General features: G+C 39.4%; 29 protein-coding genes and 2 tRNA genes. 17 read left to right on the forward strand and 14 right to left on the reverse strand.

Annotation, left to right across the window (positions count from 1 at the left end):
• The first annotated feature begins 9 nt into the window (after positions 1-9).
• From ASE55_RS00380 to ASE55_RS00400, 5 genes are all read left to right on the forward strand, one after another.
• Positions 10-315, forward strand: coding sequence for a 2TM domain-containing protein (locus ASE55_RS00380; protein WP_056214574.1), 306 nt, complete (start codon positions 10-12; stop codon positions 313-315).
• Between the two features lie 39 nt (positions 316-354).
• A complete protein-coding gene (locus ASE55_RS00385; RefSeq protein ID WP_056213963.1) occupies positions 355-924 on the forward strand; it encodes a methyltransferase family protein in 570 nt (189 codons plus the stop codon).
• A gap of 227 nt (positions 925-1,151) precedes the next feature.
• Positions 1,152-1,433, forward strand: coding sequence for a 2TM domain-containing protein (locus tag ASE55_RS00390; protein ID WP_056213966.1), 282 nt, complete (start codon positions 1,152-1,154; stop codon positions 1,431-1,433).
• 43 nt (positions 1,434-1,476) lie between these two features.
• The gene (locus ASE55_RS00395) at positions 1,477-1,752 is read left to right on the forward strand and encodes a 2TM domain-containing protein (RefSeq protein ID WP_056213968.1); all 276 of its coding nucleotides are present in this window, start codon (positions 1,477-1,479) and stop codon (positions 1,750-1,752) included.
• A 57-nt stretch (positions 1,753-1,809) separates the two neighbouring features.
• Positions 1,810-2,553 carry a LytR/AlgR family response regulator transcription factor gene (locus ASE55_RS00400; protein ID WP_082474306.1) on the forward strand — a complete coding sequence of 248 codons (744 nt, stop codon included), beginning with the start codon at positions 1,810-1,812 and terminating at the stop codon, positions 2,551-2,553.
• A gap of 49 nt (positions 2,554-2,602) precedes the next feature.
• Here ASE55_RS00400 and ASE55_RS00405 read toward each other — a convergent pair whose 3' ends face one another.
• Positions 2,603-3,499, reverse strand: coding sequence for a hypothetical protein (locus ASE55_RS00405; protein WP_056213971.1), 897 nt, complete (start codon positions 3,497-3,499; stop codon positions 2,603-2,605).
• A gap of 118 nt (positions 3,500-3,617) precedes the next feature.
• On the opposite strand from ASE55_RS00405, the gene ASE55_RS00410 reads away from it, so the two are divergent.
• Complete coding sequence (locus tag ASE55_RS00410; RefSeq protein WP_056213975.1) at positions 3,618-4,349, forward strand: glycine-rich domain-containing protein; 732 nt, start codon at positions 3,618-3,620, stop codon at positions 4,347-4,349.
• Positions 4,350-4,364: 15 nt separating this feature from the next.
• Entirely contained in the window at positions 4,365-4,706 is a 342-nt protein-coding gene (locus ASE55_RS00415; RefSeq protein WP_056213977.1) for a hypothetical protein, read from the forward strand.
• 88 nt (positions 4,707-4,794) lie between these two features.
• Here the strand turns inward: ASE55_RS00415 and ASE55_RS00420 are convergent, their stop codons facing one another.
• Together ASE55_RS00420 and mnmA are read right to left on the reverse strand one after the other, a co-directional pair.
• Positions 4,795-4,998 (reverse strand): hypothetical protein, encoded by a 204-nt coding sequence (locus ASE55_RS00420; RefSeq protein ID WP_056213979.1) that lies wholly within the window; start codon positions 4,996-4,998, stop codon positions 4,795-4,797.
• Between the two features lie 75 nt (positions 4,999-5,073).
• A complete protein-coding gene (mnmA, locus tag ASE55_RS00425) occupies positions 5,074-6,261 on the reverse strand; it encodes a tRNA 2-thiouridine(34) synthase MnmA (RefSeq protein ID WP_056213981.1) in 1,188 nt (395 codons plus the stop codon).
• Between the two features lie 114 nt (positions 6,262-6,375).
• On the opposite strand from mnmA, the gene ASE55_RS00430 reads away from it, so the two are divergent.
• Positions 6,376-6,903 (forward strand): hypothetical protein, encoded by a 528-nt coding sequence (locus tag ASE55_RS00430; protein ID WP_056213984.1) that lies wholly within the window; start codon positions 6,376-6,378, stop codon positions 6,901-6,903.
• Between the two features lie 96 nt (positions 6,904-6,999).
• On the opposite strand, the gene ASE55_RS00435 is transcribed toward ASE55_RS00430, so the two are convergent.
• On the reverse strand, positions 7,000-9,531 hold the full coding sequence (locus ASE55_RS00435) for an ATP-dependent Clp protease ATP-binding subunit (protein ID WP_056213987.1): 2,532 nt from the start codon (positions 9,529-9,531) through the stop codon (positions 7,000-7,002).
• Positions 9,532-9,683: 152 nt separating this feature from the next.
• On the opposite strand from ASE55_RS00435, the gene ASE55_RS00440 reads away from it, so the two are divergent.
• The 4 genes from ASE55_RS00440 (at position 9,684) to ASE55_RS00455 (ending at position 12,508) form a co-directional block, all read left to right on the forward strand.
• Entirely contained in the window at positions 9,684-9,908 is a 225-nt protein-coding gene (locus ASE55_RS00440) for a hypothetical protein (protein WP_056213990.1), read from the forward strand.
• A complete protein-coding gene (locus ASE55_RS00445) occupies positions 9,908-11,011 on the forward strand; it encodes a glycosyltransferase (protein WP_056213993.1) in 1,104 nt (367 codons plus the stop codon). The genes ASE55_RS00440 and ASE55_RS00445 overlap by 1 nt, the downstream gene beginning before the upstream one ends.
• A gap of 109 nt (positions 11,012-11,120) precedes the next feature.
• Positions 11,121-11,540, forward strand: coding sequence for a SufE family protein (locus ASE55_RS00450; RefSeq protein WP_056213995.1), 420 nt, complete (start codon positions 11,121-11,123; stop codon positions 11,538-11,540).
• 2 nt (positions 11,541-11,542) lie between these two features.
• Entirely contained in the window at positions 11,543-12,508 is a 966-nt protein-coding gene (locus ASE55_RS00455; protein ID WP_238584959.1) for a glycosyltransferase family 9 protein, read from the forward strand.
• Between the two features lie 26 nt (positions 12,509-12,534).
• On the opposite strand, the gene ASE55_RS00460 is transcribed toward ASE55_RS00455, so the two are convergent.
• The 9 genes from ASE55_RS00460 to ASE55_RS00500 all read right to left on the reverse strand — a co-directional run bounded on the left by ASE55_RS00460 (position 12,535) and on the right by ASE55_RS00500 (position 20,187).
• Positions 12,535-12,987 carry a hypothetical protein gene (locus tag ASE55_RS00460; RefSeq protein ID WP_056213999.1) on the reverse strand — a complete coding sequence of 151 codons (453 nt, stop codon included), beginning with the start codon at positions 12,985-12,987 and terminating at the stop codon, positions 12,535-12,537.
• A gap of 6 nt (positions 12,988-12,993) precedes the next feature.
• The gene (locus ASE55_RS00465; protein WP_056214002.1) at positions 12,994-13,788 is read right to left on the reverse strand and encodes a hypothetical protein; all 795 of its coding nucleotides are present in this window, start codon (positions 13,786-13,788) and stop codon (positions 12,994-12,996) included.
• A gap of 5 nt (positions 13,789-13,793) precedes the next feature.
• A complete protein-coding gene (locus ASE55_RS00470; protein WP_128414467.1) occupies positions 13,794-14,405 on the reverse strand; it encodes a hypothetical protein in 612 nt (203 codons plus the stop codon).
• Positions 14,392-17,094 (reverse strand): hypothetical protein, encoded by a 2,703-nt coding sequence (locus ASE55_RS00475; protein ID WP_056214007.1) that lies wholly within the window; start codon positions 17,092-17,094, stop codon positions 14,392-14,394. The genes ASE55_RS00470 and ASE55_RS00475 overlap by 14 nt, the downstream gene beginning before the upstream one ends.
• Complete coding sequence (locus ASE55_RS00480) at positions 17,094-17,564, reverse strand: DUF4280 domain-containing protein (RefSeq protein WP_056214010.1); 471 nt, start codon at positions 17,562-17,564, stop codon at positions 17,094-17,096. Before ASE55_RS00480 ends, ASE55_RS00475 begins: the two co-directional genes overlap by 1 nt.
• A gap of 43 nt (positions 17,565-17,607) precedes the next feature.
• A complete protein-coding gene (locus ASE55_RS00485) occupies positions 17,608-18,588 on the reverse strand; it encodes a hypothetical protein (RefSeq protein ID WP_056214013.1) in 981 nt (326 codons plus the stop codon).
• A 127-nt stretch (positions 18,589-18,715) separates the two neighbouring features.
• Positions 18,716-18,790: transfer RNA gene (locus ASE55_RS00490), tRNA-Val, on the reverse strand.
• Between the two features lie 35 nt (positions 18,791-18,825).
• A tRNA-Val gene (locus ASE55_RS00495) sits at positions 18,826-18,900 on the reverse strand.
• Positions 18,901-18,942: 42 nt separating this feature from the next.
• Positions 18,943-20,187: a bifunctional folylpolyglutamate synthase/dihydrofolate synthase gene (locus ASE55_RS00500; protein WP_056214015.1), complete on the reverse strand. Its 1,245-nt coding sequence runs from the start codon at positions 20,185-20,187 to the stop codon at positions 18,943-18,945.
• Positions 20,188-20,285: 98 nt separating this feature from the next.
• Here ASE55_RS00500 and ASE55_RS00505 point away from each other — a divergent pair, with 98 nt between their 5' ends.
• From ASE55_RS00505 to ASE55_RS00525, 5 genes are all read left to right on the forward strand, one after another.
• Positions 20,286-21,626, forward strand: coding sequence for a TolC family protein (locus tag ASE55_RS00505; protein ID WP_056214018.1), 1,341 nt, complete (start codon positions 20,286-20,288; stop codon positions 21,624-21,626).
• Position 21,627: 1 nt separating this feature from the next.
• Positions 21,628-22,218, forward strand: a complete 591-nt coding sequence (locus ASE55_RS00510; protein ID WP_056214022.1) for a SprT-like domain-containing protein — start codon at positions 21,628-21,630, stop codon at positions 22,216-22,218.
• Positions 22,219-22,220: 2 nt separating this feature from the next.
• Positions 22,221-23,306, forward strand: coding sequence for a mannose-1-phosphate guanylyltransferase (locus tag ASE55_RS00515; RefSeq protein ID WP_238584960.1), 1,086 nt, complete (start codon positions 22,221-22,223; stop codon positions 23,304-23,306).
• Positions 23,307-23,370: 64 nt separating this feature from the next.
• A complete protein-coding gene (locus ASE55_RS00520) occupies positions 23,371-24,012 on the forward strand; it encodes a hypothetical protein (protein ID WP_238584961.1) in 642 nt (213 codons plus the stop codon).
• Positions 23,972-24,514: a GNAT family N-acetyltransferase gene (locus ASE55_RS00525; RefSeq protein ID WP_056214030.1), complete on the forward strand. Its 543-nt coding sequence runs from the start codon at positions 23,972-23,974 to the stop codon at positions 24,512-24,514. Before ASE55_RS00520 ends, ASE55_RS00525 begins: the two co-directional genes overlap by 41 nt.
• Positions 24,515-24,652: 138 nt before the next feature.
• Here ASE55_RS00525 and ASE55_RS00530 read toward each other — a convergent pair whose 3' ends face one another.
• Complete coding sequence (locus ASE55_RS00530) at positions 24,653-25,102, reverse strand: peroxiredoxin (RefSeq protein ID WP_056214033.1); 450 nt, start codon at positions 25,100-25,102, stop codon at positions 24,653-24,655.
• Between the last annotated feature and the right edge of the window lie 23 nt (positions 25,103-25,125).

Consider the following 25,125-nt stretch of genomic DNA (forward strand, 5'->3'; position numbering starts at 1 on the left):
AAACAGCTCATGAAAAATATAGACCAGGACGACTTCAGGTATAAAGAAGCAGAAAGAAGGGTTAAAAAGATTAAGAATTTTTACGTCTTTGCCTTTGTTTACGCAGCCGTAAATATTTTCCTTTTATCAGTGAATTACAAAGCATTAAAGCCCCATGAAAGCATCTGGCAGTTTAAATATTTCAGCCTTCCGGTATTCTGGGGAATCGGCCTTGCTGTTTATGCGCTGCGTGTATTCGTTCCCGGGTTCATCTTCGGAAACAACTGGGAAGAAAAGAAGATTAAAGAACTGATGGAAAAAGAAAAGCAGCTGTAAAATATTAAGGCTACAGGCATTTCTGATAAATAAAACATAATGAATATAGTACAGATCATATTTACGGCTTCCATGGTTGCCTGGTTTCTGAGCGAATTTCTTTACAAAAAGATGCTGAAATCCGGAGAAGGGGACCGGAAAGATAAGGATCATTCAACACTGAATTTTCTCTGGATTGCCATTCCTTTTTCAATAGCAGGTGCGGTTATATCCTCCAACTATACAGAATTTCCGATTTCTGATGAGGTTTGGACAGTATATACGGGCGTGTTTTTTATTCTGACCGGGATTATTGTACGGTTTATCATCATCAGGTCTCTCGGGAAGTATTTTACGGTAGATGTAACCATAAGACAGGATCATAAAATCATGAAACAGGGATTCTACCGGTATGTAAGGCATCCTTCTTATGCATTTTCTTTACTGACTTCCCTGGGGCTCGGATTGTATTTAAATAACTGGCTTTCATTGATTTTCGCAATTGTCCCTCCTTTCATCGCTTTCAGTTACAGGATCAGGATTGAAGAAAAAGCTCTGATTGAGCAGTTTGGTGAAGAATACATCGAATACAGACGGAAAACAAAAAAACTGATTCCGTTTATTTATTAGAAAATCAGAAATATTTTTTGTCCTGAGCTCAGGGTATTTAAACCGGTCCCTTTAATCTAAACCGGCAAACAGTACAGCAGATAAAATCCCGATTCTCCGTTGAGTCGGGATTTTTACCGTTCGGTTGCCATTTCCTGCCGTTCGGTCATATAAAATTGATTTGAAGTGTTATCCTGACCTACATTTGTCTCAACAAAAACAAACAGTTTAACTTAAAAATAAAAATTATGGAAACATTATTCAACCAGGAGAACGCAGCTTACGAAAGAGCCTCAAAAAGAGTGAAAGAATTAAAAGGATTCTACGGGAACCTTACTTCTTACTGCCTGATCATCCCGTTTCTTATTGTTCTGAACCTTATAACTTCCAAGGAATACCTTTGGTTCTTCTGGCCGATGTTAGGGTGGGGAATAGGCATTGCCGCACACGGAATCAATACGTTCGGCATCGGGAAGAGCTGGGAAGAGAAAAAAATCAGGGAACTCATGAAAAAGGAACCGAAAATATAAAAACAATTCAATCTGTACTGTCAACCTTAAAAATTAAATCAAAATGAACTACAATCAGGCACAACAAAGAGTAAGCGACTTGAAAAAATTCTATAAGAACCTTTTATGGTTCGGAATTGTATCCTTTATCATCCTCTTTAATGATATTGTTGAAAAGGGAATTTTTAATTTCTCTATGTGGAACGGCTCTGTCATCCTTCTGATCTGGGGCATTATCCTGACGGTAAAAGCGGTAAGGCTGTTTATCCTGGATGCTGAATGGGAAAGAGGAGTTATGGAAAAAGAGCTTAATAAAACAAAGAAGCCGATTCAGTTTTAAGATCTGCCTTATTTTAAGTATTTTTATTCGGAATTTTAAATCGGAAAAAGAAACCCAATGATCAAAACAGTCATTATTGAAGATGAAAAACCGGCTTCAAGGAAATTGGAAAGAATGCTTAATGAATTTCCTGAAATAGAAGTGGTTGCCAAAATAGAATCGGTAGAGGAAGGCGTTGAATGGTTTTCTGAACATGAACATCCGCAGCTTATTTTTTCCGATATTGTTTTAGGAGACGGCTTATCATTCGATATTTTTGAAAAGATCCCGACGAAAGCCTTCATCATCTATACGACAGCATTTGATCAGTATACCCTGAAAGCGTTCAAATTAAACAGCATTGATTATCTTTTGAAACCGATCCTGGATGAAGACCTATCCGGCGCTGTTGAAAAATTCAAATCTTTTCTCCCGTCAGACCATTCTGTCAGTTCGCAGGAGATTAAGCAGCTGATTAAAACAGAAAAAACCACGCTTTCCAGGATTCTGGTTAAAATAGGGTACAATCTGAAAATAGTGCAGACCCAGGAAATCAGCTGTTTTTACAGTGAAAATAAAATTGTTTACCTGCAGACCCGGGAAAGGGCCTATCCGTCAGATTTCACTCTGGATGAGCTGGAAGAAGTACTGGATGAAAAGAAGTTCTTCAGGGTAAACCGTCAGTTTGTCATTAATTCAGAATACATTAAAAATATCCATACTTCCCCCAATTATAAAGTGGAGATGGAGTTCCAGCCGCAGGAAGAAATTACGGTAAGCCGGGACCGCGTGAAGGATTTTAAAGACTGGCTGGTTGGCTGATTGCAGGCTTCATTACATCGGAATTCCAATCTGACTCTATAAGAGCTAATTATCTGTAATCTATACGGTTAGAATCGGTGTCTTCAAGCTGCTGTACAATAGCTGCAGGGATTTCTTCGCTGTCAATCGGGTAGCTGACGGAATCGGGGATAAACGTTTTCCGGTCTGCCTTCTGGAAGATTTCGAAAAGGGCAATCGGCTCATGGTTAAAACTTATACACGTACTTATAAAATGCAGTTCATGGAGCTTATATTCAGGATTTTTCAGCTTTTCCTTGATGTCTTTTATTCTTGAAATAAAATGGCGCTGGCGGAGGAATGTATTGCTGTTCATGATGATGAAGACATAATCTGAATAGGCCGTTACCTTCCCGAAATACTTATGGCGGTCGCCGCCGCTTCTTTCAATGAAATATTCACCCGAAGTTTCAGACTTGTAAATTTCTGTTGCCGAACGCCAGATCCGGTCTTCTTTTGCCTGTATGGGATTCTCCGGAAGGTTCCTGTTGTAAGAATACCAGCACCCGACGAGCCTGTCAAGCAATTCTGTATTCTGCTTAACATGAGCCATATCAATTCTCAGGTCATTAAAATTAAAGGCTTCCGTATTGGAATTGATAAATTCGATATAATTTGAATATCCTAAAACCTTAACCATCAGGCTTAACTTGGCCAGGTTCGGTTTGCTTAAAACCGCATTGTTATTCTGTTGGTATTTCTTCAGTTTATTGATAATGAGATGCTCATACAAATAGTTCAGACCTAAAAGATCAGGCTTCTTCTTAATGTTTTTCTCTGTATTTTCACTGATGATCAGGTCATTGAGCTCTGCAACAATATAAGACCATTCGGTTTTTGAAACACTTTCCCAATGATTTTTCTTTAAAAAATGGCGGCTTAAAAAGTTCATTAATTTTTCCAGATGCAGAATATCTTCTTTATTCATCGGTCTATTGGTTTTTATAAGACCAATTTAAGATTTTTTTAAAACCAAAAAAGATTATTGTGAGACTTTTATATTTTTATTTCAATGCAAATTTGAGTAAACCTTAAAAGTTAAACCAATGGAAACAAAAATCATTGTACAGGACAGAAACCTATGGAACAGGATCCGGGAGTTTTCACCAGATGCTCCCGGTGCAGACCTCCCTTTTTCAAAGAAATTGGCATTGGAGGAAAACTGGACGGAAAGCTTTACCCGAAAGGCTGTTGAAGAGTATAAAAAATTCGTTTATCTCTGCTGTATTGTACCGGGCGGGGCCTCTCCGAGCCGGGTGATTGATAAAGTCTGGCATATGCATCTGATCTACACCCGGAATTACTGGGAAGAATTCTGCCCAAATGTCCTGCAGCAGAAACTCCATCACCATCCTTCCAACGGAGGCCGTAATGAAAAAGCAAAACATGAAACCTGGTTTTCTGAAACATTAAAAAATTACGGGGAAGTTTTTCATCAGCAGGCTCCGGAAGACATCTGGACAGATAAAAAGGAACAGAAGAAATATAAAAAACCGGGGTTGCAAAACATTAAAATGGTCTCATTACTGTCTGTGATTTTTATGCTGAGTTCCTGTTCAGATGTTGTGTACTCTATATCGGCCCTGTTCATAGTCATCCCCGTACTATTTATTGCCGGTGCTTTCCTCAACAGAAATAATAACCCTAAAGACCGGAACAACAACGGGGGAGGAAGCAGCTGCGGAAATGGCGGAGATGCCGGCTCATCAGGATGCAGCAATTCGTGTGGAAACAGTTGCGGCAGCGGGTGCGGAGGCTGTGGAGGAGGAGGTGATTAATATAAAAAGAGTAGTATGAAAAAAATAATCATCCATACTGTTCCGGTTCTGATAAGCTTGCTGTGGCTTATTTTTGTCAATCACACTTTAAATCCGGTTTCTCTAAAAGGAACTTACTTTCTCAGGTTTTATTTAATCCTGCTGTCCGGATTTTATGTTTCAGTTCTCCTTCTGAAATTATTTATAGAACACATTTCCCGGAGTACTTTTTATTTCACAATGGCAATTTTGATTCTGGGAATTATTAAGCTGATCAGGGGAATGTATCTGGGAAAGCCTGTGGGATATTTACTGATTATTTTAACGGTAGAAATCATTATGATGGTTTATATTAGAATACATCAGTTAAAGAATTAAATAAAGTAACCGCATAACAATACCATTCGTATTCAAACAAAAACCCGAAACAGAATGCTCCGGGCTTATGTATCAGGTAAATTATATTTTATCTTTTATCTTTTTGTTCGGGTTTAATCCCGTATTTATTGATCAGGGCGTACGTCAGTACCATCAGGATAATGCTTAAGGTAAGCTGTGACTTCTCCGGATGCATGATTTCCTGGTACAGGTGATATCCGAAAAATGATGATACAACAGCAATAATAATCTGATGGAATGATGAATAACTGTTTTCTAAAATGGCTTTCATAATGATATTTTTTATTGTTATTTACAGAGTAAGTATAACAACCCAAAATATGTTACAGAAGAATCCGGTTTTTATTTACGATATAACACCGCTTCCCAGAAGCTCTTCATCAATATACCATGCCGCAAACTGTCCTTCTGCAATGGCAGACTGTATTTCTTCAAATTCAATATAAAAGGCATCTTCAAACTGGTACACCGTCGCTTTCTGTAATGACTGCCTGTAGCGGAATCTTGCCATTACTTCCATAGATTCGCCATTTTTTAACTTTAAATCTTCACGTACCCAATGGAGTTCAGCATTATCTATTTTCAGAGCTTTCTTCAGCAGTCCCGGAAACTGGTGTCCTTCACCCACGAAGATAATATTGTTTTCCATATCTCTGGAGATAATAAAACAGCTTTCTTTATGTCCGCCGATTCCTAATCCTTTGCTTTGTCCGATGGTGAAAAACTGGGCTCCCTGATGCTTTCCGATCACTTTTCCATCGGATTTTTTATAACTGATTTTACGGCTTAAAAATTCCAGTTCTTCCTGTTTTGAAGAAAATTCAGGGATTTCCTGAGAAAATAAGGCTGAATCTTTGAAAATTTCCACAATTTCACCTTCTTTCGGAACCAGCTGCTGCTGTAAAAACTGTGGAAGGCTTACTTTCCCGATAAAACATAATCCCTGAGAATCTTTTTTATCGGCGGTTACCAACCCGATTTCCCTGGCAATCTCCCGTACTTCAGGTTTCGTCAGTTCCCCGATCGGAAACAATGCTTTAGACAATTGATCCTGAGATAATTGGCACAAAAAATAAGACTGGTCTTTGTTATTGTCCTGTCCGGCCAGTAAATGGAAAATTTCTTTTCCGTTCTCATCGACTGTTGAGTCTACTCTTGCATAATGTCCGGTGGCTACTTTATCCGCTCCCAGAGACATCGCTGTTTTCATGAAAACATCAAATTTTACTTCTCTGTTGCACAGAATATCAGGATTCGGGGTTCTTCCTTTCTGGTATTCATCGAACATGTAATCAACGATTCTTTCCTTGTACAGCTCACTCATATCGATCACCTGGAAAGGGATACCTAATTTCCGGGCGACCATCAGCGCATCATTGCTGTCCTCAATCCACGGGCATTCATCTTCCAGTGTTACCGAAGCGTCGTTCCAGTTCCTCATAAATAAAGCCACTACTTCATGGCCCTGCTGCTGCAATAAATATGCTGTGACGCTGGAGTCTACACCTCCGGATAATCCTACTACTACTTTCATTTTATTTCAATTTTACGAAACTCTTAACGGGAGTTCTTAGTTTGACGCCGCAAAAATACAACTAAAAAAATTCGTAAAAAAAGCATAATTTTAAACATCGATAAAAACAATGCTATGAAAAAACTGATAGTTCCTTTATTTTTTCTTATTTCAGGGTCTGTATTTTCCCAGGTTGCAGCAGATTCATTATCCGCAAACCGTAACCGCTGGACATTTGGCGGCGGAATCGGCGTGGGTTTCGGAAGCCAGAGTACTTTTTATTTATCAGCTTCGCCGAGAGTCGGGTACAGGCTTATGGATGATCTTGAAGGCGGACTGGCGGGAAGCGTTTCCTGGCAGACTTCAGATTTTTACCGTTCCACCATGTTTGGTATCGGGCCTTTCGTCAATTATTATATTGCTGACATGTTTTACCTGAGTGTCAATTACCAGCATTATTTTATCAATTATAAGGATAAGTTTTATGATTATAAAATGAATAACCAGGAAGATGCCCTGTATCTCGGCGGCGGTTATATGCAGCGAATCGGCAACAATTCTTTTATGCAGATCGGGCTGATGTACAATGTGCTCTGGAAGGAAAACTCAAGCATATTTTCTACAGGACTGGTTCCGAATATCGGTTTTGTGGTTGGACTTTAATATTATTGATTTCAGATTCAGTTTATACCTGATCTTAATAACAAAAAGCACCGGAAACTCCGGTGCTTTCTATTTGTATTGAATTAATTTTTAAAATTAAGAAGATTTTTCAGCCGCAGATTTCTTCGGTTTTGAAGTTTTCCCGGTTAAAGCATCTTTTGCTTCATTTACATCAAGAATTACAGTCTCACCTTCGTTTAACTGCTTGTTTACCAACATTTCGGCCAACAGGTCTTCGATGTATTTCTGGATTGCCCTTTTCAGCGGTCTTGCCCCGAAATCTTTATCCCATCCTTTTTCAGAGATAAATTCTCTCGCTTCATCGGTAAGGTCCACTTTATAGTTTAATTTCTCCAGTCTGCTGTACAGTTTGTTCAGCTCCAGGTCAATGATTTTCTTAATGTCTTCTTTTTCAAGAGAATTAAAGATCACAATATCATCTATCCTGTTTAAGAACTCCGGAGAGAATGCTTTTTTAAGTGCATTTTCAATGGTACTTCTCGCTCTTGAATCTGTACCCGTTTTCTTGGCAGCAGTCCCGAATCCTACACCGTCCCCGAAATCCTTAAGATCCCTTGTTCCGATGTTTGACGTAAGGATAATAATGGTATTCCTGAAGTCAATTTTTCTTCCCAGACTGTCGGTAACATGACCCTCATCCAGAATCTGCAGTAAGATATTGAATACATCAGGATGGGCTTTTTCAATCTCATCCAGAAGAACCACAGCATAAGGTTTTCTTCTCACCGCTTCCGTTAACTGTCCGCCTTCTTCATATCCAACATATCCCGGAGGCGCACCCACCAATCTTGAAACGGCAAATTTCTCCATGTATTCACTCATATCAATCCTGATCAGTGACTCATCAGATTCGAAAAGCTCCCTTGCCATTACTTTCGCCAGCTCGGTTTTACCGACACCGGTTGTCCCTAAGAAAATAAATGTACCGATTGGACGGTTCGGGTCTTTAAGCCCGGCCCTGTTTCTCTGGATGGCTTTTACCACCTTCTTCACAGCATCTTCCTGACCGATTACTTTTCCGTTCAGATGATTATCCATTCCGGCTAACTTATCAAGTTCGTTTTTACCAACTTTAGTTACAGGAACGCCGCTCATCATCGAAACCACTTCGGCAACATTTTCTTCCGTTACGGTTTCTTTTTTCTCTTTTACATCTTTATCCCATTTATCCTGGGCAGAATTCAGTTCCATCTGAAGCCTTTCCTCTTCATCTTTCAGTTTTCTAGCTTCAAGATAGTCCTGCGCTTTTACCGCCTTCTGCTTAAGTTCCTTGATCTCTTCAATTTTCTTTTCAAAATCAATGATTTCAGTCGGAACCTTCATGTTTTTAATATAAACACGGGATCCGGCTTCATCCATGGCATCAATAGCCTTGTCCGGAAGGAAACGGTCTGTAATATATCTTGAGGTCAGATTGACACACGCCAGAATTGCTTCAGGAGTATAAATCACATTATGATGCTCTTCATACTTATCTTTAATCTGATTCAGGATCTGAATGGTTTCGTCAATAGAAGTAGGCTCCACCATTACTTTCTGGAATCTTCTTTCCAGAGCACCGTCCTTCTCAATATACTGGCGGTATTCATCCAGCGTGGTAGCTCCTATGCATTGGATTTCTCCTCTTGCCAAAGCCGGTTTGAACATATTGGAGGCATCTAAGCTTCCTGTAGAGCTTCCTGCACCTACAATCGTATGAAGCTCATCAATGAATAAGATGACATCCCTGTTTTTTTCCAGTTCCGTCATAATAGCCTTCATTCTTTCTTCAAACTGCCCACGGTATTTGGTTCCGGCTACTAAACTTGCCAGATCCAGTGTGATCACACGTTTTCCGTAAAGAACCCGGGATACTTTTTTCTGCTGGATTCTTAAAGCCAGACCTTCCGCAATGGCAGATTTACCAACGCCCGGCTCCCCGATAAGAAGCGGGTTGTTTTTCTTTCTGCGGGATAAAATCTGGGAAACCCTTTCAATTTCTTTTTCACGGCCGATGACAGGATCTAATTTTCCGTCTCTTGCCAGAGAAGTAAGGTCTCTTCCGAAGTTATCAAGGGTAGGGGTTTTGCTTTTAGAACCGCCCAGGTTACCCGTAGGTTTCCTCATCTGTTCAAAATCCTCTCTTTCGTCATCGTCATCATAGGCACTCATCTGCGGTGCCTGCCCGGAATTTTTCAGCATCGTCTGATATTCCTTTGAAACGCCTTCATAATCAATATCATAAGCGCCTAAAACATTAGAAGTAGGATCCTCATATTTATACAGAATGCCTAAAAGCAGGTGAACGGTATTGATTTCATTGCTTTTATACTGTCTGCATTCCAGCTCTGCACGTTTAATGGCATGGTCTGCCATCTTCGTGAAAGAGATATTGGTTACTTCTTCAGAAATAGGATTAAGACTTGATGTATTTAGAGTTTCAATTTTTCTTCTGATCTGTGTTAAATCCGCATTAAGGTTCTGAAGGATTTCTTTTGCAGAGTTTTCTGTTTTTATAATACCTAAAAGTAGATGTTCTGTATTAAGAAATTCACTATTCAGCCTCTTCGCTTCGCTTTTGCTTTGTTTGAACACCTGGCTCAAACCTTGTGAAAACTTATAATCCATAATGTATCTCATTAGAATAAAGGCAACATTACCGTTTATCCATTATCTAAATTACAAATATTTTACCAAAAACCAATAAATGACTTTATGGCAGAAAAAATTTTATTATCTTACTGAAAATGATTAAGTTTGTGACCTTCTAAACTTTTTTCATGAATTCCGAAACTGCTGCCTATATAGGATATTCCGCATCGCTTTTTATCGTACTGAGTTTTATACTGAAGGATATAAGAAAGATCAGGATCGTCAATATGATCGGCTATATATGCTTTGTAATTTACGGTATTTTCAGCGGGCTGCTCTGGCCGGTTATCATCCCGAATGCGCTCATCTGTTTCATACAGGTGTATCATCTTTTATCAGACCGGAATAAATAATGCAACGGAAAAAGATCATTACTTCTGCATTCAGCAACTTATACACGGATCAGCGTATAGAAAAGGTCTGCCATACCTTGTATGAAAGCGGCTATACAATTGAACTTATCGGAAATGACTGGAACGGGGCAGAAGAAATGGTCCGGCCTTATTCTTTTTCAAGAATCCACCTAATGTCCAAAAGCTTAAAAACCGCGTATTTTGAATTCAACTGGAAACTGTATCATCAATTAAAGAAAAAAGCGGATAGGAATACCATTCTCCACGCAAATGACCTGGATGCCCTTCTTCCGAATTACCTTATTGCTAAAAAGTTAAATATACCGCTTGTTTTTGACAGCCATGAGATCTTTTCAGAAATGCCGGCGGTTCAGGGCAAAATGTCACAAAAACTGTGGCGGTACCTTGAAAAATCTGTCATTCCTGATATCAGGCTGATGATAACGGCAAGCGAAAGCTATGCAGCCTGGTTCAGAAACAAGTACGGAATTGATGCCACTGTTGTCCAGAATGCACCGAAAAAAATAGATAACATTCCTGATATTCCTGAAAATTACCCGAAAATCCTTTTATACCAGGGAGTCATCAATCCGTTCCGCGGTATTGATAAGGCAATTCTGGCCATGCATCATCTGGAGGGTGTAATTTTTAAAATTGCAGGCGACGGCCCGAAGAAGAAAGAATATGAAGAGCTTGTGATCCGGGAAAACCTTCAGGGAAAAGTTCAGTTTTTAGGGAAGCTACTGCCGCAGGATTTAAGAAAAATAACATTAACAGCCGATTGCGGAATGAGTATTGAAGAAAACGGCGGAGAAAGCTATTATTATTCTTTGCCCAATAAAGTATTGGACTGTATCCAGGCGCGTGTACCGCTAATTCTTTCCGGGCTCCCTGAAATGCAGAATATTAAGCAGCAGTTTGATATCGGAGAAATCATTATGGATCATCAGCCTGAACATATTGCGCAGGCTGTTAAGACCGTTATCTCTAAGGGCAGGAAAAATTATCAGCCTGAGCTTGAAAAAGCAGCTGCTGCCCTGTGCTGGGAAAACGAGGAAATTAAGCTCCTGCAGGTTTTTGAAAGAGCATCAGAGACACTGTAGCGTCAGCAATTAAGATCAGAAGGCTGTTCATATTATTACATTTCGCCGTACCCTATTGCTTCATGCCTAAGGCATAATTTAGTATCTTTGCCTAAAGAAATCAATTAAAATGACCATTAAAGAAAAACAGCAGGAAATCATCGACGAATTTGCGTTTCTCGAAGACTGGGAGCAGAAATATGAATATATTATTGATCTCGGGAAAGAGCTTAAAGGGCTTCCTGATGACAGAAAAAGCGATGACAACCTGATTAAAGGCTGCCAGAGCAAGGTATGGATCGATGCGGAGTTCACAGACGGGAAACTGTTTTTTGATGCGGATTCTGACGGTATTTTACCGAAAGGAATCGTATCCCTTCTGGTAAGCATCTACAGCGGCCATTCTACCCAGGAAATTTTAGATTCTGATTTTGATTTTATTTCTAAAATCGGATTGCAGGAGTTCCTTTCCCCTTCCAGAGCCAACGGATTGATGGCCATGACTAAACAGATTAAATTTTACGCAGTAGCCTATCAGTTGAAATCATAGTTGTGACCAGAATTTTAGCATACCGCTTTTCCGCATTTGGCGATGTTGCCATGACCGTGCCTGTGTTCCGGGAATTTCTGGAGCAGAACCCTGATGTGGAAATTATTATGGTGTCCCGGAAGAATTTCGGGAGCCTGTTTGCAGGAGTTCCGAATGTTATCTTCAAAGGCATCAATCTGGATGAGTATAAAGGTTTTTTCGGCCTGAGAAAACTGGCCAATGAATTAATCAATGAATTCCATCCCGATCTGGTTGCGAACCTCCATGACGTGATCAGGACAAAAATTTTAGATAAAATTTACCGCCGCAAAGGCCTGAAGGTTTTTAAGATCAATAAAGGAAAGGAGGAAAAGGAACAGCTTACTGACATCTGGAACCTGAACAAGAAGCAGTTAAGGAGAACCGTGGAACGTTATGCTGATGTATTCCGCGAAATGGGCTTTAAGGTGGAACTGTCACATCAGTTAAGGCCGGCAGCGATCCATAAGTCGGGGATTGGTTTTGCGCCTTTTGCACAGCATCGGGGAAAAATGCTCCCGCTGGAAAAATCTTATGAATTAGCCAGGGTTCTGTCTCAAAAAAATACCGTTTATTTCTTCGGAGGCGGGGAAAAGGAAACGGAAGTCCTGCAGAGATGGGAACAGGAAATCCCCAATACCTTCAGCCTCGCAGGAAAGCTGAACCTTACCGAAGAGCTTAATAAAATCGCCCAGCTGGAACTGATGATCTCCATGGATTCTGCAAATATGCACCTGGCCAGCCTGGTGGGCACACGGTGTGTCTCTGTCTGGGGGCAGACCCATCCGTACGCCGGATTCTTAGGTTTCGGGCAGAGTGAAAATGATATCGTGCAGGTTAAGGACCTTACCTGCAGGCCGTGTTCGGTTTTCGGGGACAGGGAATGTTTCCGTGGCGACTGGGCCTGTCTGGAGGAGCTTAATATTCAGAAGATTGTTGAGAAAGTATAAAGTATATTCTTCAGGGAATAGTCTGGCTACCTTAAAATGTTATGTTTCTTCAACACTTCTGCCAGGCTTAATTTATTTTTACTGTAAATAAGTTTTATTCCTTTTATCTGAAAACCGTTATCTGTATCTCTCCATAAAAAGCTGTTTTCTAAATCATTTGGAATGAATACATGATCTAAATTATCAGATAAAATTTTTAACAGTGTATTTAATTCTTTTTCTTCAAAATGTGTTTTAATCTCATTTGAGTTTTTATTAAAAAATTTAAATGCCGCCAATACTGATTTATTGATAAATCCTTCAGATCTTGCTTCAGCGGTAACAGGCGAAACGGTAAATATGAATACCTTAAATTTACCTCTTTCCTGAGACCGGAAAATTAGTATATCGTCAATAGAATCAAATGACATTATCTCTCTTACAAAAGAGTTTTCTATAACAAGATTGCTGTTGTTATGATAAACCGTAAAAAAATCCATTGTAAATTATCTGATTAATGAGAGTTTATTTTCACCGTTTTTACGGTGAAAAAGGGCAAGTTCTGTAATAATCATTCCTTCACTGTTTTCAAAAACAAAACCGCACGGCTGATCATGAGTTTTTATTCCCACCACCTGGTTTTTGTTACCATAAAAATGTAATGAATACTCAGAAAAATCAATTTTCCCGACATTCTGTTTCGAGGAATTCAGGATTGTTTTCTTTCTTGCTTCCTTTTCTTCTTTACTGAGATAAAATGCTGTTGTTATTTCTTCAAATCGTTGACTGTTTAAAGCATTGTACCGGTCAGTTTCCCTGTTTTGTATGATTGTGTGGAAAGTTTCATAATAGATTTCGAGTTCCTTTAAAATACCTTCTTTTACAGGATTATTGCCGTTAATGTAATCTGAGAAATCAAAAGAATTTTTCCAGCCTTCCAAAACATAGGGAACTTCTGCTTCAAAAAAGTCTCCGGATGTATACATCTGTGTATCTTTATCTTCAAAAGAAATTGGGAAGTGCTGCTTTATAACCTGTTTTGGAAAAGAGAAATCAAAGGCATCTCTTACGGTAATTTTAAGGTCAACCGACGCTTGCCTGCTGATCCGTCCTTCATTTTCAAAACAGTTGGCTTTAATAGTGAAAAACTGTTTCCCCGATTTTAAAATATATGAATTGATGGGCCAATCCACTGCCATACCGCCTTCTTTAGAATGTTCAAAACAGGGGATGTCATTAATCAGTAATTCAGCCTGACAGTTTCTTACCTGCAATTCTGCAAGATAGAAAGGGTTTTTCATATTAATTATTTTTTGGTGTATTTTTTTAAACAGATATCTTCGCCTACAAAAACCTGTTCCAAAGGAAATGTGTCGCAGCTGAAATTTTTGTTCACAACAGAAATATTGTAAATATGGTCTCCTTCAAAAGATGAGTAGGTAAAGTGGATAATTTTATCTGGAGCCTCCCAACGGTAAACTGCAGGATCTTTGTATAACTGATTAATATTTACCCTGTTTTTTTTAAACTGATCATCAATATTCTGGATAATCTTGTCTCTCATATTTTCTTTGGAGACAAATGATGTAGAAATACCGATGATTTTGTTGTCCTTACTTATTTTAAAATCATATTTATACGTACTAAGATCAATATTTCCCAGTGAAATTCTGATGTTCTGATTTTCTTTTTTACTTACAATATAATTAAAGGCAATATCATAAGCATTACTGTCTTTTATGGAAGTTTTATAATATTTATTTTTCCCGAAAAGCGTAGTGATATCTTCTTTAAAAGAAATTTTTTCAATATCAAAGTTAGTACTTCCCAATGTCTTCGGATTTTCTTTTTTCTGTGATTTGCAGCTGTAAACGCACAAAACAAAAATTATGGCGAATAAAAACTTACTTCTTTTCATTAATATATATTTTTCCTGAGTCATAGATAGGATCTTTTGGTTCTTCAATTATAGTGAAAACTCGTTGATGGGTGGGTTTAAAATCAATTCTTCTGTTACTGATCAGTTCACTGACTACAATCGTCATTTTTGCCCCTTTGAAATTTACGGTTGATTTTTCATAATATTTTCCCTGTCCTATATCAAATCCCCATTCTTTTTCAAAGGTCAAAGATGTTGCCACATTTCCTTCCACTTTCCATTTTTCCACTTCTGTGTTTCCCGTACCACCGCTGGCAGTAGTTGTGGGGATGAGGACTACTTCATTGCTTTTACATCCTGCACGAAGGGTAACACCGGGCTCCACCCACATTTTTTGTTTTCCGCGGTTGGCAAATCCGTCAATCCGGTTATAAGATAAACTCAAATCTGCTTTTACAGGCAATGAGACTTCAAAAGTGATATAAAGATCTGATTTTGAAAGCCATTCAATAAATTGGATGATCCAGCCTATTACTCTTCCGATCGGGCCTAAAAATCTGACTAAAGGAACAAGATCGACAGCTATGGTTAACCCGATTAAAGGGTCGGCTCTCAGGCCTCCTGTGTAAATCGGAACGATCTCATTTGTACTTGCTTTCCCGAATTTCCAGCCCAGTGCAAAACCTATATTGGGCGGATCGATCGCAAAATCGATTTCAATTACCCGTCTGGATTGTGCTAAACTGGGCGTTCCGTCGCTATGGCTCGGATTAAACACGTCAAGATATTGTCTTGTCATGTTAAAAGCTCCGACGGCAGTATCAACAACTTTTTTTATGCTTTCAATACCGATCTCGTGTTCTTTGCCATTTTCAACAGCTTTTGCTTTTAAAACCCAGCCTAAATTGGAAGTCTGTGTACCTTCAATATTAAGTTCACTCCTTAAATATCTGAAATTATAATTTTGATGGTGGCCATTCAGCCTTTCTCTTGAATATTTTATTTTTCCTGAATAACCCCGGCCGATGGTTACTAAAAAAGCAACTTCCCATTCTATATCAGGATATACTTTGATTTTGGCAATCTGGTTTGGGTACCTGCAGGTGCTGATAGGAACAAAATAGCTTTGGGCAAGATCATCAGAAAGAATGAAATAATTAAAAAGCCACATTATATTGGCAACCTGAGCCGGATATTTATTTATTCTGCCTTCTAAAAATGTTTTATTATAAACATATTTTGGCATTAATATCATCTTGTTGTCACCTTCAAATTTATAATCTGTTCCGAATTGCCATTGCTGAATCTGTGCAGGATTGTAGGATTTGTCGGATTTTATGACATCTCTGTCCGTTCTGTTTTCGTTGGTCGTTGCAACACCTGCATTTTTTTGTTGCTGATTATGTGTGGAGTCTTCCTGTGTAGAGAAGCCTTCGGAAGTCCTTACGGCTGCATTTACTTTTTCTACCTGAAAGACGTTGGTCTGTACCGTATGTTTTTGGCCTTCATCCAATAACAGGCCCTGGCAAAAAACATCCTTTGTCGTGAGCTTATCTAGTGTGATAGAAATTTTTTTTCTCGAGTCTCCGGCTGTAATGCCAAAAACCTGCGAAGTCCTGTCAATGTTCGCATCATCTTCATTAAAAATCACTAAAGGGGTTCTGTCACCGTCATTTTCATCTTTGATCGTGATTTTTGAATACCCACAGGGGTCATATTCTCTTTTGGTATAGCGAATGTCCCCGATGTACTGGATCTGGTTATTTTTCTGAACCTCAAACTGCCCCATCATAGAGCTCATGGTGTCGTAAGGAACCAGTAATTCCCTGGACGTATCATAGACCCATTTGCCATGTTCAAGCCTTGACCAGTCTGAAGTTGCCCGTTCAGAATCATATTCCCCCGTAGTTCGCTGTGCATCAGCAGAGATAAGAACGGGAGCAGTAAATCCTATAATACCGCTTAATCTCAGGTAAAATTTTTCATCCTGCTTTTCACTGTTATGGTTTTTCTGCCATTCAGGGTCCAGGAAAAAGCGTACGGATTTTCTCCCGTTATAAACAAACTGTCCCGGATTTGTAATTTCCACATCTTTCTGGAAGGCAACCACTTTTCCTTTGTTAATTAACTCTACATTAAAAACAAATTTGTCCAGCCTGTTGTTGAAATCCGGCAGAAGGTGGGTGTATATTTCTGCCTGTACAGTCTGTCCGTAAGCGGCTTTCTTTTCTGTGTTCTGTAAGGGAAGATAACCGCCTGAAGGAAATTTAAAATGGCAATATAGAACCTGGGGCCGGTCTAATGCCACAACCCTTAACGCATTTACGCCATCCAGTTCAGGATAAACGCTGAAAGGGATCAACAGATGTATAACGCCGACATTTCCGTTAGAAGTTTTAATGTCTCCAATATTTATTTCTTTATTGTTTCCCTCAAAAGTCTTATGATCCTGGGTCTGAGTCTTTAAGGTTTCAAAAAAATCATTCGGTCCCAGTGTAGGATAAAGAGCTTTGTAGGCCTGCCAGATATGCTCTCTCACCAGAAACCATTTTACGCTGTTGATGGTATTGTCGGGATTCTGAGTTCCTGCTCCCAGGCAGCTCCTGTCTATATAAGCGGTAAAAGCGTTTTGGGAATGCCCCAGTTCTACGATAAATCCAGTTCCGTATTGCTTTACATTCTGTTTAGGCTCTTTAATTAAAGCTTTTTTTATGCCGGCTGTTCCCATTAAAATCCGAATTTATAGGCGTCATTGGTCTGGTAATTCCTCATATCAATAACAGGATTGACATGGGACTGGAGGTCTTCATCAGCATTTTTTATATTGTTCTGAGAAGGCTCGCCCATCTGTCCGGTTTTGATGATGCTGATGCAGTCTTTTCCACCGATAGGGCAGGTGGCTTTGCTGTCCTGAAGCAGGATATAGCCGTCCGGCGGCGAATATTTCTCCTTTTCGTAATATCCGCTCCATTCGGTGACGATGGCATTACAGGGTTTGTTATTCTGTTTTTTGCAGGGTCCGAACGTGTTTTTCTCAAAAGTGGTGCCTATATCTTTGTGGGTGGCAGCCAGTTTTGAGCTTCCGTTTAAGTCGTTTACGAAATATTTTTTTTGAGTAAGTACTTTTAATTTGTCCGGAGTAGTACCAAACTGACATTGGCATAGGGCTCCCTGTACTACTTTTTCTTTTAAAGACATATTAATTGATTTGTGTGGTGTGTAAAATTAGTGTTTTTTTATTTTACCAGTCGTTTTCATATTTATTTTTGTAAAATCCCCATTTATTAGGCTCCGAAACCACGAGTCCGCCCGTGATGAAAGGACTGCCCGGACTTAGTTTCATAAATCTGAACCCGTCAGTATTCTGCTGAAACTGGGTGTATTTTATCTTTTTGATTAAATTCCTGTTTCCGGTGAGATCTTTTGAGAACACTTCAAAGTCTGCACGGATATGCATCGGAAAATGATGATAGACATCCAGGTCGAAAATGACCTTTAATGTCATAAAACAATTTGAATGCACCGCATTTTTAGGAATAAAATAGGGGTGGGCCGGCTCTTCTTTACTTTCAAATTCTATGATGAAAGAATGGTAATCCGTGGGAATTTTATTAATTGTCTGGATTCCCTGGAACCTCAATGGAAACTGATAGGGAATAACCGGTAAAAACAAGGCTGTTTCTGTTTTTCTTGCTTCTCCATAATTGATAAATTTCGGATGGAAAAATAAATTCCAGAACCAGTCAAACTGCAGGCTTTGTTCCAATCCGGATCTGTTGCTGATTTTTTTATCAGCTGCGAGCAAGAAATCGTTCAGAGGGCCGCTGCTGTATTTTTCAAGGATGCGTGCTTTTTCTTTTTCCCAACGTTGTTTTATATCTTCGTGGTTGAGGATTTCATTTGTGGTTAATCCCTTTTCGTTAAGATGGGTCTGGATAGGATAGAATGCCCTGGAAATGGCGTTTCCTAAAATTTCATTCACTCCGTCTGGTTCATGTTGGTTATAAAAAATATGATCCTTATGAATGGTCAGAATACCTCTGTGGTGTTCAAGCTCAAGATCGACAGCGATTTCGTAATCAATTCTCTTGTCAGGAATAGGTTCGTTACCGGAAAAATATTTTACAGAAACGCCATATTTCCTTTGTGATAAACCGTCCGGTTGTATTCTGAGACTGTTGAGCCTTCTGAGGATCTCTTTTTTTGACATCAGTATGTCCATGGAAATTATTTTTCTTTCTACATTACACTTGGCCCATCAAATGTAAAGAAATAGTCGTTAAATAAAAAGTGATGATGGATTTAAAGATAAAAACAAAAAAAATCTCCCAGTTTCCTGAGAGATTTTGTGGGCCCTGAGGGATTCGAACCCCCGACCCTCTGGGTGTAAACCAGATGCTCTGAACCAACTGAGCTAAGAGCCCTGAAATTTTTTAAAAGGCTTCAGTATCCTTTTTAGTGGGCCCTGAGGGATTCGAACCCCCGACCCTCTGGGTGTAAACCAGATGCTCTGAACCAACTGAGCTAAGAGCCCCACTATCTTGTTTCCTCGATTAGAGTGGTGCAAATATACGACTTATTCAGAAATCTCCAAATTTTTTTCTAAAAATTCTCCGACTACAAAATTACTTCCGCCGATAAAAATCATTTCTTCATTTGTACATTGTTCTTTTGCAGACAGATATGCTTCCTGCACGGAATTGAAAATTTTATAAGAAATTTTTGCCTCCCGAAGCAGATTCTCATAATCTTCAGGATGCCGACCCCTGAAAATAGAAGGTTTCGCAAAATAGAAATCAGAATTTTCCGGTAAGATTTTCATTACGTCATCAATCTTTTTATCATTAACGAAGCCCAGGATAACATGTTTATGCCTGTTTATGGAATTCAGCTGATCAAAAACATATTCCAGGCCCGCCTGGTTGTGCCCTGTATCGCAGATCGTGAGCGGACTCTTTGAAAATTCAAACCAGCGGCCTATAAATCCCGTATTTCTATGGACGTTTAAAAGTCCGTTTTCAATATTCTGATCAGAAATGGCATAATCCATTTTTTTCAGTTCATGAATTAATGCCAGAACCACTTTGATGTTTTTTTTCTGGTAATTTCCTTCCAGGTCAGATTTAAAATCCGTTTTTAATATGGCCGCATCAATAAAAGGAGCCTTTTCTTTTTCTGCCTTTTCTTTAAGAATAGCTTTCACTGTTCCGTTTTCTTCCCCGGAAACCACAGGGATCCCCTGTTTGATAATCCCGGCTTTTTCTCCGGCAATTTCCTCAAGCGTATCTCCCAGAATGTTCTGGTGGTCCAGCTGAACATTGGTAATGGCAGCAATCAGCGGATGGATGATGTTGGTTGAGTCCAGCCTTCCGCCAAGTCCGACTTCGATAATTGCGAAATCTACCTGCTGCTGACAGAAATATTCAAAAGCCATGATGGTGGTAAATTCAAAAAATGAAGGCTGGATATCATCCGGCAGGTTTTTCAGCTTCTGAATAAAATGATATACAAATTCTTTATCGCAGTTTCTGCCGTTTATTTTGATCCGCTCTGTGAAATCAATAAGATGGGGTGAGTTGTATAAACCCGTTTTATATCCCTGTTCCTGAAGCACGGAAGCCAGCATGTTGCTTGAAGAGCCTTTTCCGTTGGTGCCGCCGATATGGATGCATTTTATTTTTTCCTGGGGATTCCCGAAAAATGCACACAGTCTTATAATGTTATCCAATCCGGGCTTATAGGCTTTTTGCCCGTCCGTCTGGTAATTCGGAGCCTGTACGAAAAGCCATTCCACAGCTTCCTGATATTGTTCGGTTGTCATGGTACAAAATTCTCAAAACTTTCATACATATGAAACAATAATTTCCTGAAACTGTAACTTTTTTATATTTGGTTCGTCTAATTATAAAAAAGCGTAACATGAAAAGAGTTTTGGCTGTTGTTTTGGGATTGTCTTGCCTGGCTGTGAATGCCCAGAAGAAATGGTCTTTGAGAGAATGTGTAGACTATGCCACCACGCATAACCTGCAGGTGATCCAAAATGAATATTCAAAACAGATACAGGATCTTAACCTCAACATCGCAAAGAGGAACTATCTGCCGTCCGTTTCCGGAAATTTCGGGAACAGCGTAAGTTTTGGACAGGCTTCTTTAGGGACGGGAAGTATCCGGAATGACAGGTACAGCAACAATGCCAATCTTAGCGCTGATATGTTGTTATACAACAACGGAAGGCTTGAAAAAACCATCAGGAAAACGGAATTTGATGTGGAAGCCAGCCAGTATGATATTGAAACCATTAAAAATGATATCTCTCTTCAGATTGCCCATCAGTATTTAACTACCCTTTTAAACAAGGAAATTGTAAAGATTTCCCAGTCGGCTGTAGAAAATGCCCAGAAGCAGTATGACCGGGCGAAAATAACCACTACCGTAGGCACAACGGCACAAACCATTCTTGCAGAAGCAGAATCAGGACTGGCGAGAGAAAAGCAAAACCTTAAAACTGCGGAAATCAATGTAGGCAGAAGCTTATTTGCTTTGGCCCAGCTGCTGCAGCTTCAGGAATACAAAGATTTTGATGTTGAAGATGTAAATGTTCCGGATCAGCTTGCGCCTCAGCTCAAATCTGTAGATGAGGTATTGACGACCGCTTATGAAAACCAGCCGCAGATTAAAGCGGCAGAAAGCAGGATAAGATCGGCAGAAGCACAGACGGAAGTTACAAAAACAGCTTTCTGGCCAACGTTAACGGCAAGTGTCGGTATCGGGACCTTCTACAATAACCTGTTAAATACAAATAATGTAGGAAGCCCGCTTTTTTACATCCAGGAAGGCGGATTTTTCCCGCAGTATAAAGAAAATTTCGGTCAGCAGGGTGGTGTGAGCTTAAATATCCCGATTTTTAATAAGGGAATTACCAAACTCCAGGTAGAGCAGTCAAGATTGAATGAGAGTATTGCCAAAGTCACCATGCAGCAGCAGAGACAGGTGGTACGGGAGAATGTTCAGAAAGCCCAGTTTGATGTTGATGCCAATTATGAAATTTATTTATCTGCCGTTCAGACTGAAAAAAGCACAAAGCTGGCGCTGGATTTTGCAGATAAAAGTTATGCGGCAGGGAGATCTACGATTTACGATGTAAATATAGCGCGAAACAACTATGCCAATGCGCAGGGATCTGTAGCCCAGTCTAAATTTAATTATCTGTTCAGTCTTAAACTGCTGAACTTCTATGCAGGAATTCCACTAAGTTTGTAGCATGTCTATCGGGTCTTTAGAAAAATATTTACCACAAAATACGCTTCAATATTTAAAAGTCTGGTTTGCAGATTACTATATTCATATCAAAGTCACACGGAACAGGAACTCCAAATTGGGGGATTACCGGAAACTCCCGGACCGTTCTCATGAGATTACCATCAATTCCACCCTGGCACCGCAGCTTTTTTTCTTTGTGCTGACCCATGAACTGGCACACCTTATTGCCTTTGAAAGATACGGCAGGAAAATAGCTCCCCACGGAAACGAATGGAAAGAAACTTTCAGACAGATGCTGTTGCAAAGCCTTGATGTTTATGAAGAAGACTTACGGCCCGTTATTGTGAAATTTTCAAAATCTCCCAAAGCCAATTTCATGGCAAGCCCGGATCTGGTAAAATATTTTCATATTGAAAATCAGGATGATAATCTTGTATTTATTGAAACACTAACCAAAGGAGACCTTTTTATGTACCGGAATGAAAAGTATTTATTGGAAGGTCTTATTAAAAAAAACTATCTTTGTAAACACCTGGCTACAGGAAGGAAGTATTCTTTCAAGCCTTTGGCAAGGGTAGAAAAATGCACTTAAGAATGTCAAAATCAAATAGATATTGCGTGATTATGGCGGGAGGGATCGGCAGCAGATTCTGGCCTATGAGTACGCAGAAATTTCCGAAACAGTTTCAGGATATTTTAGGAGTAGGCCGTACCATGATTCAGCAGACCTATGACAGGATCAGCAAAATCATTCCTGATGAAAACATATTCGTTATTACCAATAAAGAATATGTAGAGCTTACCCATCAGCAGCTTCCCGAAATTGCTCAGGAAAATATAGTGGGCGAACCTTTGCTTAAAAATACGGCACCCTGTAATCTTTACATGGTCAATAAAATCGCAGAGATTGATCCGGATGCCACCATGATCGTTCTGCCCGCAGACCATCTGATCCTGAAAGAAGATGTTTTTTTAGAGAAAGCACTGCTTGCTTTTGATATCGCGGCTGAGCATGAATACCTTGTTACGTTGGGAATTACCCCTACAAGGCCTGACACGGGCTATGGGTACATTCAGTTTGTAGATAAACATGATTCTTCTTACTATAAAGTAAAGACCTTTACAGAAAAACCGATCCTGGAAATCGCAAAAAGCTTTTTAGAAAGTGGTGATTTCCTTTGGAATGCCGGGATTTTTATCTGGAATGTAAAAAGTATCCATCATGCATTTGAGACGTACCTTCCGGAAATGACCCAGCATTTTATGGACTGTGAGTACAATACCGACAGTGAAAAAAGCTGTATTGAGATCATTTATCCTAAAGTTCAGAAAGTCTCTATTGATAACGGTATTTTAGAAAAAGCGAAAAATGTTTACGTGATCCCTGCTGACCTGGGATGGAGTGACCTGGGAACCTGGACTTCAGTATATGAAAATGCGGATAAGGATGATAACCAAAACGCAGTACGAACTAAGCAGCCTATTCTTATCTACAATTCAACAGGAAATGTGATACGGCTGAAAAATACCAATAAAGCCGTAATTATTGACGGACTGGAAAATTATATTATTGTGGATACGGATAAAGCATTGTTGATCTGTCCCCTGGATAATGACCAGCTGATCAAGGATTATGTCCTGGACCTGAAAAGCTTTAAGAAAGGAGATAAATTCATGTAAAATAATCGGGGGCTTTCCGCGTTCTTGAAGTATGGTAAAATTTATATGCAAATTCAGTGTGTGCATGCTCAGCTTACTAAGCGTGTCTTTCTATTCACAGGAAAAAAAACAATTTTACGATGTTGCAAGCGTGCTCCAGAATATGATTCCGGACGGTAAACCTAGTTCATGGGGTCTGATTCATCAGAGTTCCGGAAAAGATGCTGTTTTAAAATCATCATCAGCTGATAAAACCTATACTTCACAGTCGTCAGGATTCAATATCGGGATAGCTGAAGAAGGCGAATTTTACTATATTGTATATTCTGCGGGTGGAAAAACCGAGTACATTACTGATCTGGCCGGACTTAAGAAGTTTGCCGGAAAGGTTGACAATATTCACGATGCTGCTGTTTTTGCAGCGTCAGAAGGATATATTATTGATGAGAATTTCAGGGATGTGGCAGGAAATTATTATGAGGATGCGTCTGATTATTACCTGGATCTTGGGAAGCTGACCTCAACAGAATGTCCCTATCAGAAAAAATACTTCACTTTAAGGGTCAGTAAATCAACAGGGAATATTTCTGTCGTAAAAGACAACGGGCCTTATATCGAGCTGTATAATAAAAAGTGTACGAACAATCCGAGGCTTTTAAAACTTGAAAAGAAAGAAGAACCGAAAGATGAGCCTAAAAAACCAGCCAGATCAACAAAACGCAGATAAATTTTACGAGACGGAAAGATTGATTATCCGTCCGATGTCCGTGGAAGACGGAGCGTTTATCCTTGACCTTTACAACAGGCCGAAATTTATCAAATACATCGGAGACCGGAATCTGAAAACAGTTTCCGATGCGGAAAACTATATCAGGAACAGGTTTCTCCCGCAGTTTGAAAAGCTCGGATTTGGCAATTACTTGATGATTACCAAAGAAGGGCGTCACAAAATAGGCGGAGTTGGGATCTTTGAAAGAGAAGGCCTGGACATTGTTGACATCGGCTTTTCTCTCCTCGATGAATTTGAAGGGAAAGGGTATGCATATGAAGCGGCAGTAAAAGTAAAATCCATCGGGATGGATGACTTCGGGTTACAAAAGATTTCCGCCATTACCACAAAAGACAATTTTTCTTCGCAGAAACTGATCGGAAAGCTAGGATTGAAATTTCATAAGTTTGTTCATATTCCCGGTGATCCGGAAGAACTGATGTACTATGAAACAGAATAATAATGATCAATAATTGATTAAATAAGTCACCACTTTTGCCGTTCCGGAAGGATTCCAACAATACAAAATTGCTCATACTTCCGGAATGGCAAAGGTCAGACCTGAAATTTCAATGCTTAACAATCATAAGAATTAAAATTACCCTTCTAAAATCTGTTCAGCAGCGGTTTTTGAAGTTACTTTTTCAATAACTCTCGTACAGATTCCAGCTTCATCAAAAATAAAAGTAGTCCGTACAATTCCCATGTATGTTTTTCCGAATGTTTTTTTCTCCTGCCAAACACCGAACTTCTCAATAATATCACGGCTTTCATCAGCAATTAAATCATAGGGAAAGGCAAATTTGCTGTGGAAATTTTTCTGCTTTTTAACAGAATCCCTGCTTACGCCCAACAGCTGGAATCCTGCTTTTTCAAGCTGGGTATAGTTGTTGCTTAAATTACATGCTTCCACCGTACAGGTAGGCGTGCTGGCCTGCGGATAGAAGAAAATAACTGATTTTTTTCCGATCAGGTTTTCAGACTGTATCGTTTCTCCATCCTGGTTTATTCCTTGAAATGTTGGTAATTTGTCTCCTACTTTCAGCATAATAATTTAATTTTGTTCAAATT

It is taken from the genome of Chryseobacterium sp. Leaf201 (assembly GCF_001421435.1).
In the GTDB taxonomy this organism is placed as follows: domain Bacteria; phylum Bacteroidota; class Bacteroidia; order Flavobacteriales; family Weeksellaceae; genus Chryseobacterium.

Bases quoted from the DNA above. Each gene is read 5' to 3' on its own strand.
- ASE55_RS00415 (WP_056213977.1), top strand. From the start codon at position 4,365: ATGAAAAAAATAATCATCCATACTGTTCCGGTTCTGATAAGCTTGCTG.
- ASE55_RS00450 (WP_056213995.1), top strand. From the start codon at position 11,121: ATGACCATTAAAGAAAAACAGCAGGAAATCATCGACGAATTTGCGTTT.
- ASE55_RS00405 (WP_056213971.1), bottom strand. From the start codon at position 3,499: ATGAATAAAGAAGATATTCTGCATCTGGAAAAATTAATGAACTTTTTA.
- ASE55_RS00475 (WP_056214007.1), bottom strand. From the start codon at position 17,094: ATGGGAACAGCCGGCATAAAAAAAGCTTTAATTAAAGAGCCTAAACAG.
- ASE55_RS00445 (WP_056213993.1), top strand. From the start codon at position 9,908: ATGCAACGGAAAAAGATCATTACTTCTGCATTCAGCAACTTATACACG.
- ASE55_RS00440 (WP_056213990.1), top strand. From the start codon at position 9,684: ATGAATTCCGAAACTGCTGCCTATATAGGATATTCCGCATCGCTTTTT.
- ASE55_RS00515 (WP_238584960.1), top strand. From the start codon at position 22,221: ATGTCAAAATCAAATAGATATTGCGTGATTATGGCGGGAGGGATCGGC.
- ASE55_RS00480 (WP_056214010.1), bottom strand. From the start codon at position 17,564: ATGTCTTTAAAAGAAAAAGTAGTACAGGGAGCCCTATGCCAATGTCAG.
- ASE55_RS00465 (WP_056214002.1), bottom strand. From the start codon at position 13,788: ATGAAAAACCCTTTCTATCTTGCAGAATTGCAGGTAAGAAACTGTCAG.
- ASE55_RS00400 (WP_082474306.1), top strand. From the start codon at position 1,810: ATGATCAAAACAGTCATTATTGAAGATGAAAAACCGGCTTCAAGGAAA.
- mnmA (WP_056213981.1), bottom strand. From the start codon at position 6,261: ATGAAAGTAGTAGTAGGATTATCCGGAGGTGTAGACTCCAGCGTCACA.
- ASE55_RS00420 (WP_056213979.1), bottom strand. From the start codon at position 4,998: ATGAAAGCCATTTTAGAAAACAGTTATTCATCATTCCATCAGATTATT.
- ASE55_RS00510 (WP_056214022.1), top strand. From the start codon at position 21,628: ATGTCTATCGGGTCTTTAGAAAAATATTTACCACAAAATACGCTTCAA.
- ASE55_RS00500 (WP_056214015.1), bottom strand. From the start codon at position 20,187: ATGACAACCGAACAATATCAGGAAGCTGTGGAATGGCTTTTCGTACAG.
- ASE55_RS00395 (WP_056213968.1), top strand. From the start codon at position 1,477: ATGAACTACAATCAGGCACAACAAAGAGTAAGCGACTTGAAAAAATTC.
- ASE55_RS00385 (WP_056213963.1), top strand. From the start codon at position 355: ATGAATATAGTACAGATCATATTTACGGCTTCCATGGTTGCCTGGTTT.
- ASE55_RS00470 (WP_128414467.1), bottom strand. From the start codon at position 14,405: ATGAAAAGAAGTAAGTTTTTATTCGCCATAATTTTTGTTTTGTGCGTT.
- ASE55_RS00520 (WP_238584961.1), top strand. From the start codon at position 23,371: ATGCTCAGCTTACTAAGCGTGTCTTTCTATTCACAGGAAAAAAAACAA.
- ASE55_RS00460 (WP_056213999.1), bottom strand. From the start codon at position 12,987: ATGGATTTTTTTACGGTTTATCATAACAACAGCAATCTTGTTATAGAA.
- ASE55_RS00435 (WP_056213987.1), bottom strand. From the start codon at position 9,531: ATGGATTATAAGTTTTCACAAGGTTTGAGCCAGGTGTTCAAACAAAGC.
- ASE55_RS00430 (WP_056213984.1), top strand. From the start codon at position 6,376: ATGAAAAAACTGATAGTTCCTTTATTTTTTCTTATTTCAGGGTCTGTA.
- ASE55_RS00505 (WP_056214018.1), top strand. From the start codon at position 20,286: ATGAAAAGAGTTTTGGCTGTTGTTTTGGGATTGTCTTGCCTGGCTGTG.
- ASE55_RS00525 (WP_056214030.1), top strand. From the start codon at position 23,972: ATGAGCCTAAAAAACCAGCCAGATCAACAAAACGCAGATAAATTTTAC.
- ASE55_RS00380 (WP_056214574.1), top strand. From the start codon at position 10: ATGAAAAATATAGACCAGGACGACTTCAGGTATAAAGAAGCAGAAAGA.
- ASE55_RS00410 (WP_056213975.1), top strand. From the start codon at position 3,618: ATGGAAACAAAAATCATTGTACAGGACAGAAACCTATGGAACAGGATC.
- ASE55_RS00390 (WP_056213966.1), top strand. From the start codon at position 1,152: ATGGAAACATTATTCAACCAGGAGAACGCAGCTTACGAAAGAGCCTCA.
- ASE55_RS00530 (WP_056214033.1), bottom strand. From the start codon at position 25,102: ATGCTGAAAGTAGGAGACAAATTACCAACATTTCAAGGAATAAACCAG.
- ASE55_RS00485 (WP_056214013.1), bottom strand. From the start codon at position 18,588: ATGGACATACTGATGTCAAAAAAAGAGATCCTCAGAAGGCTCAACAGT.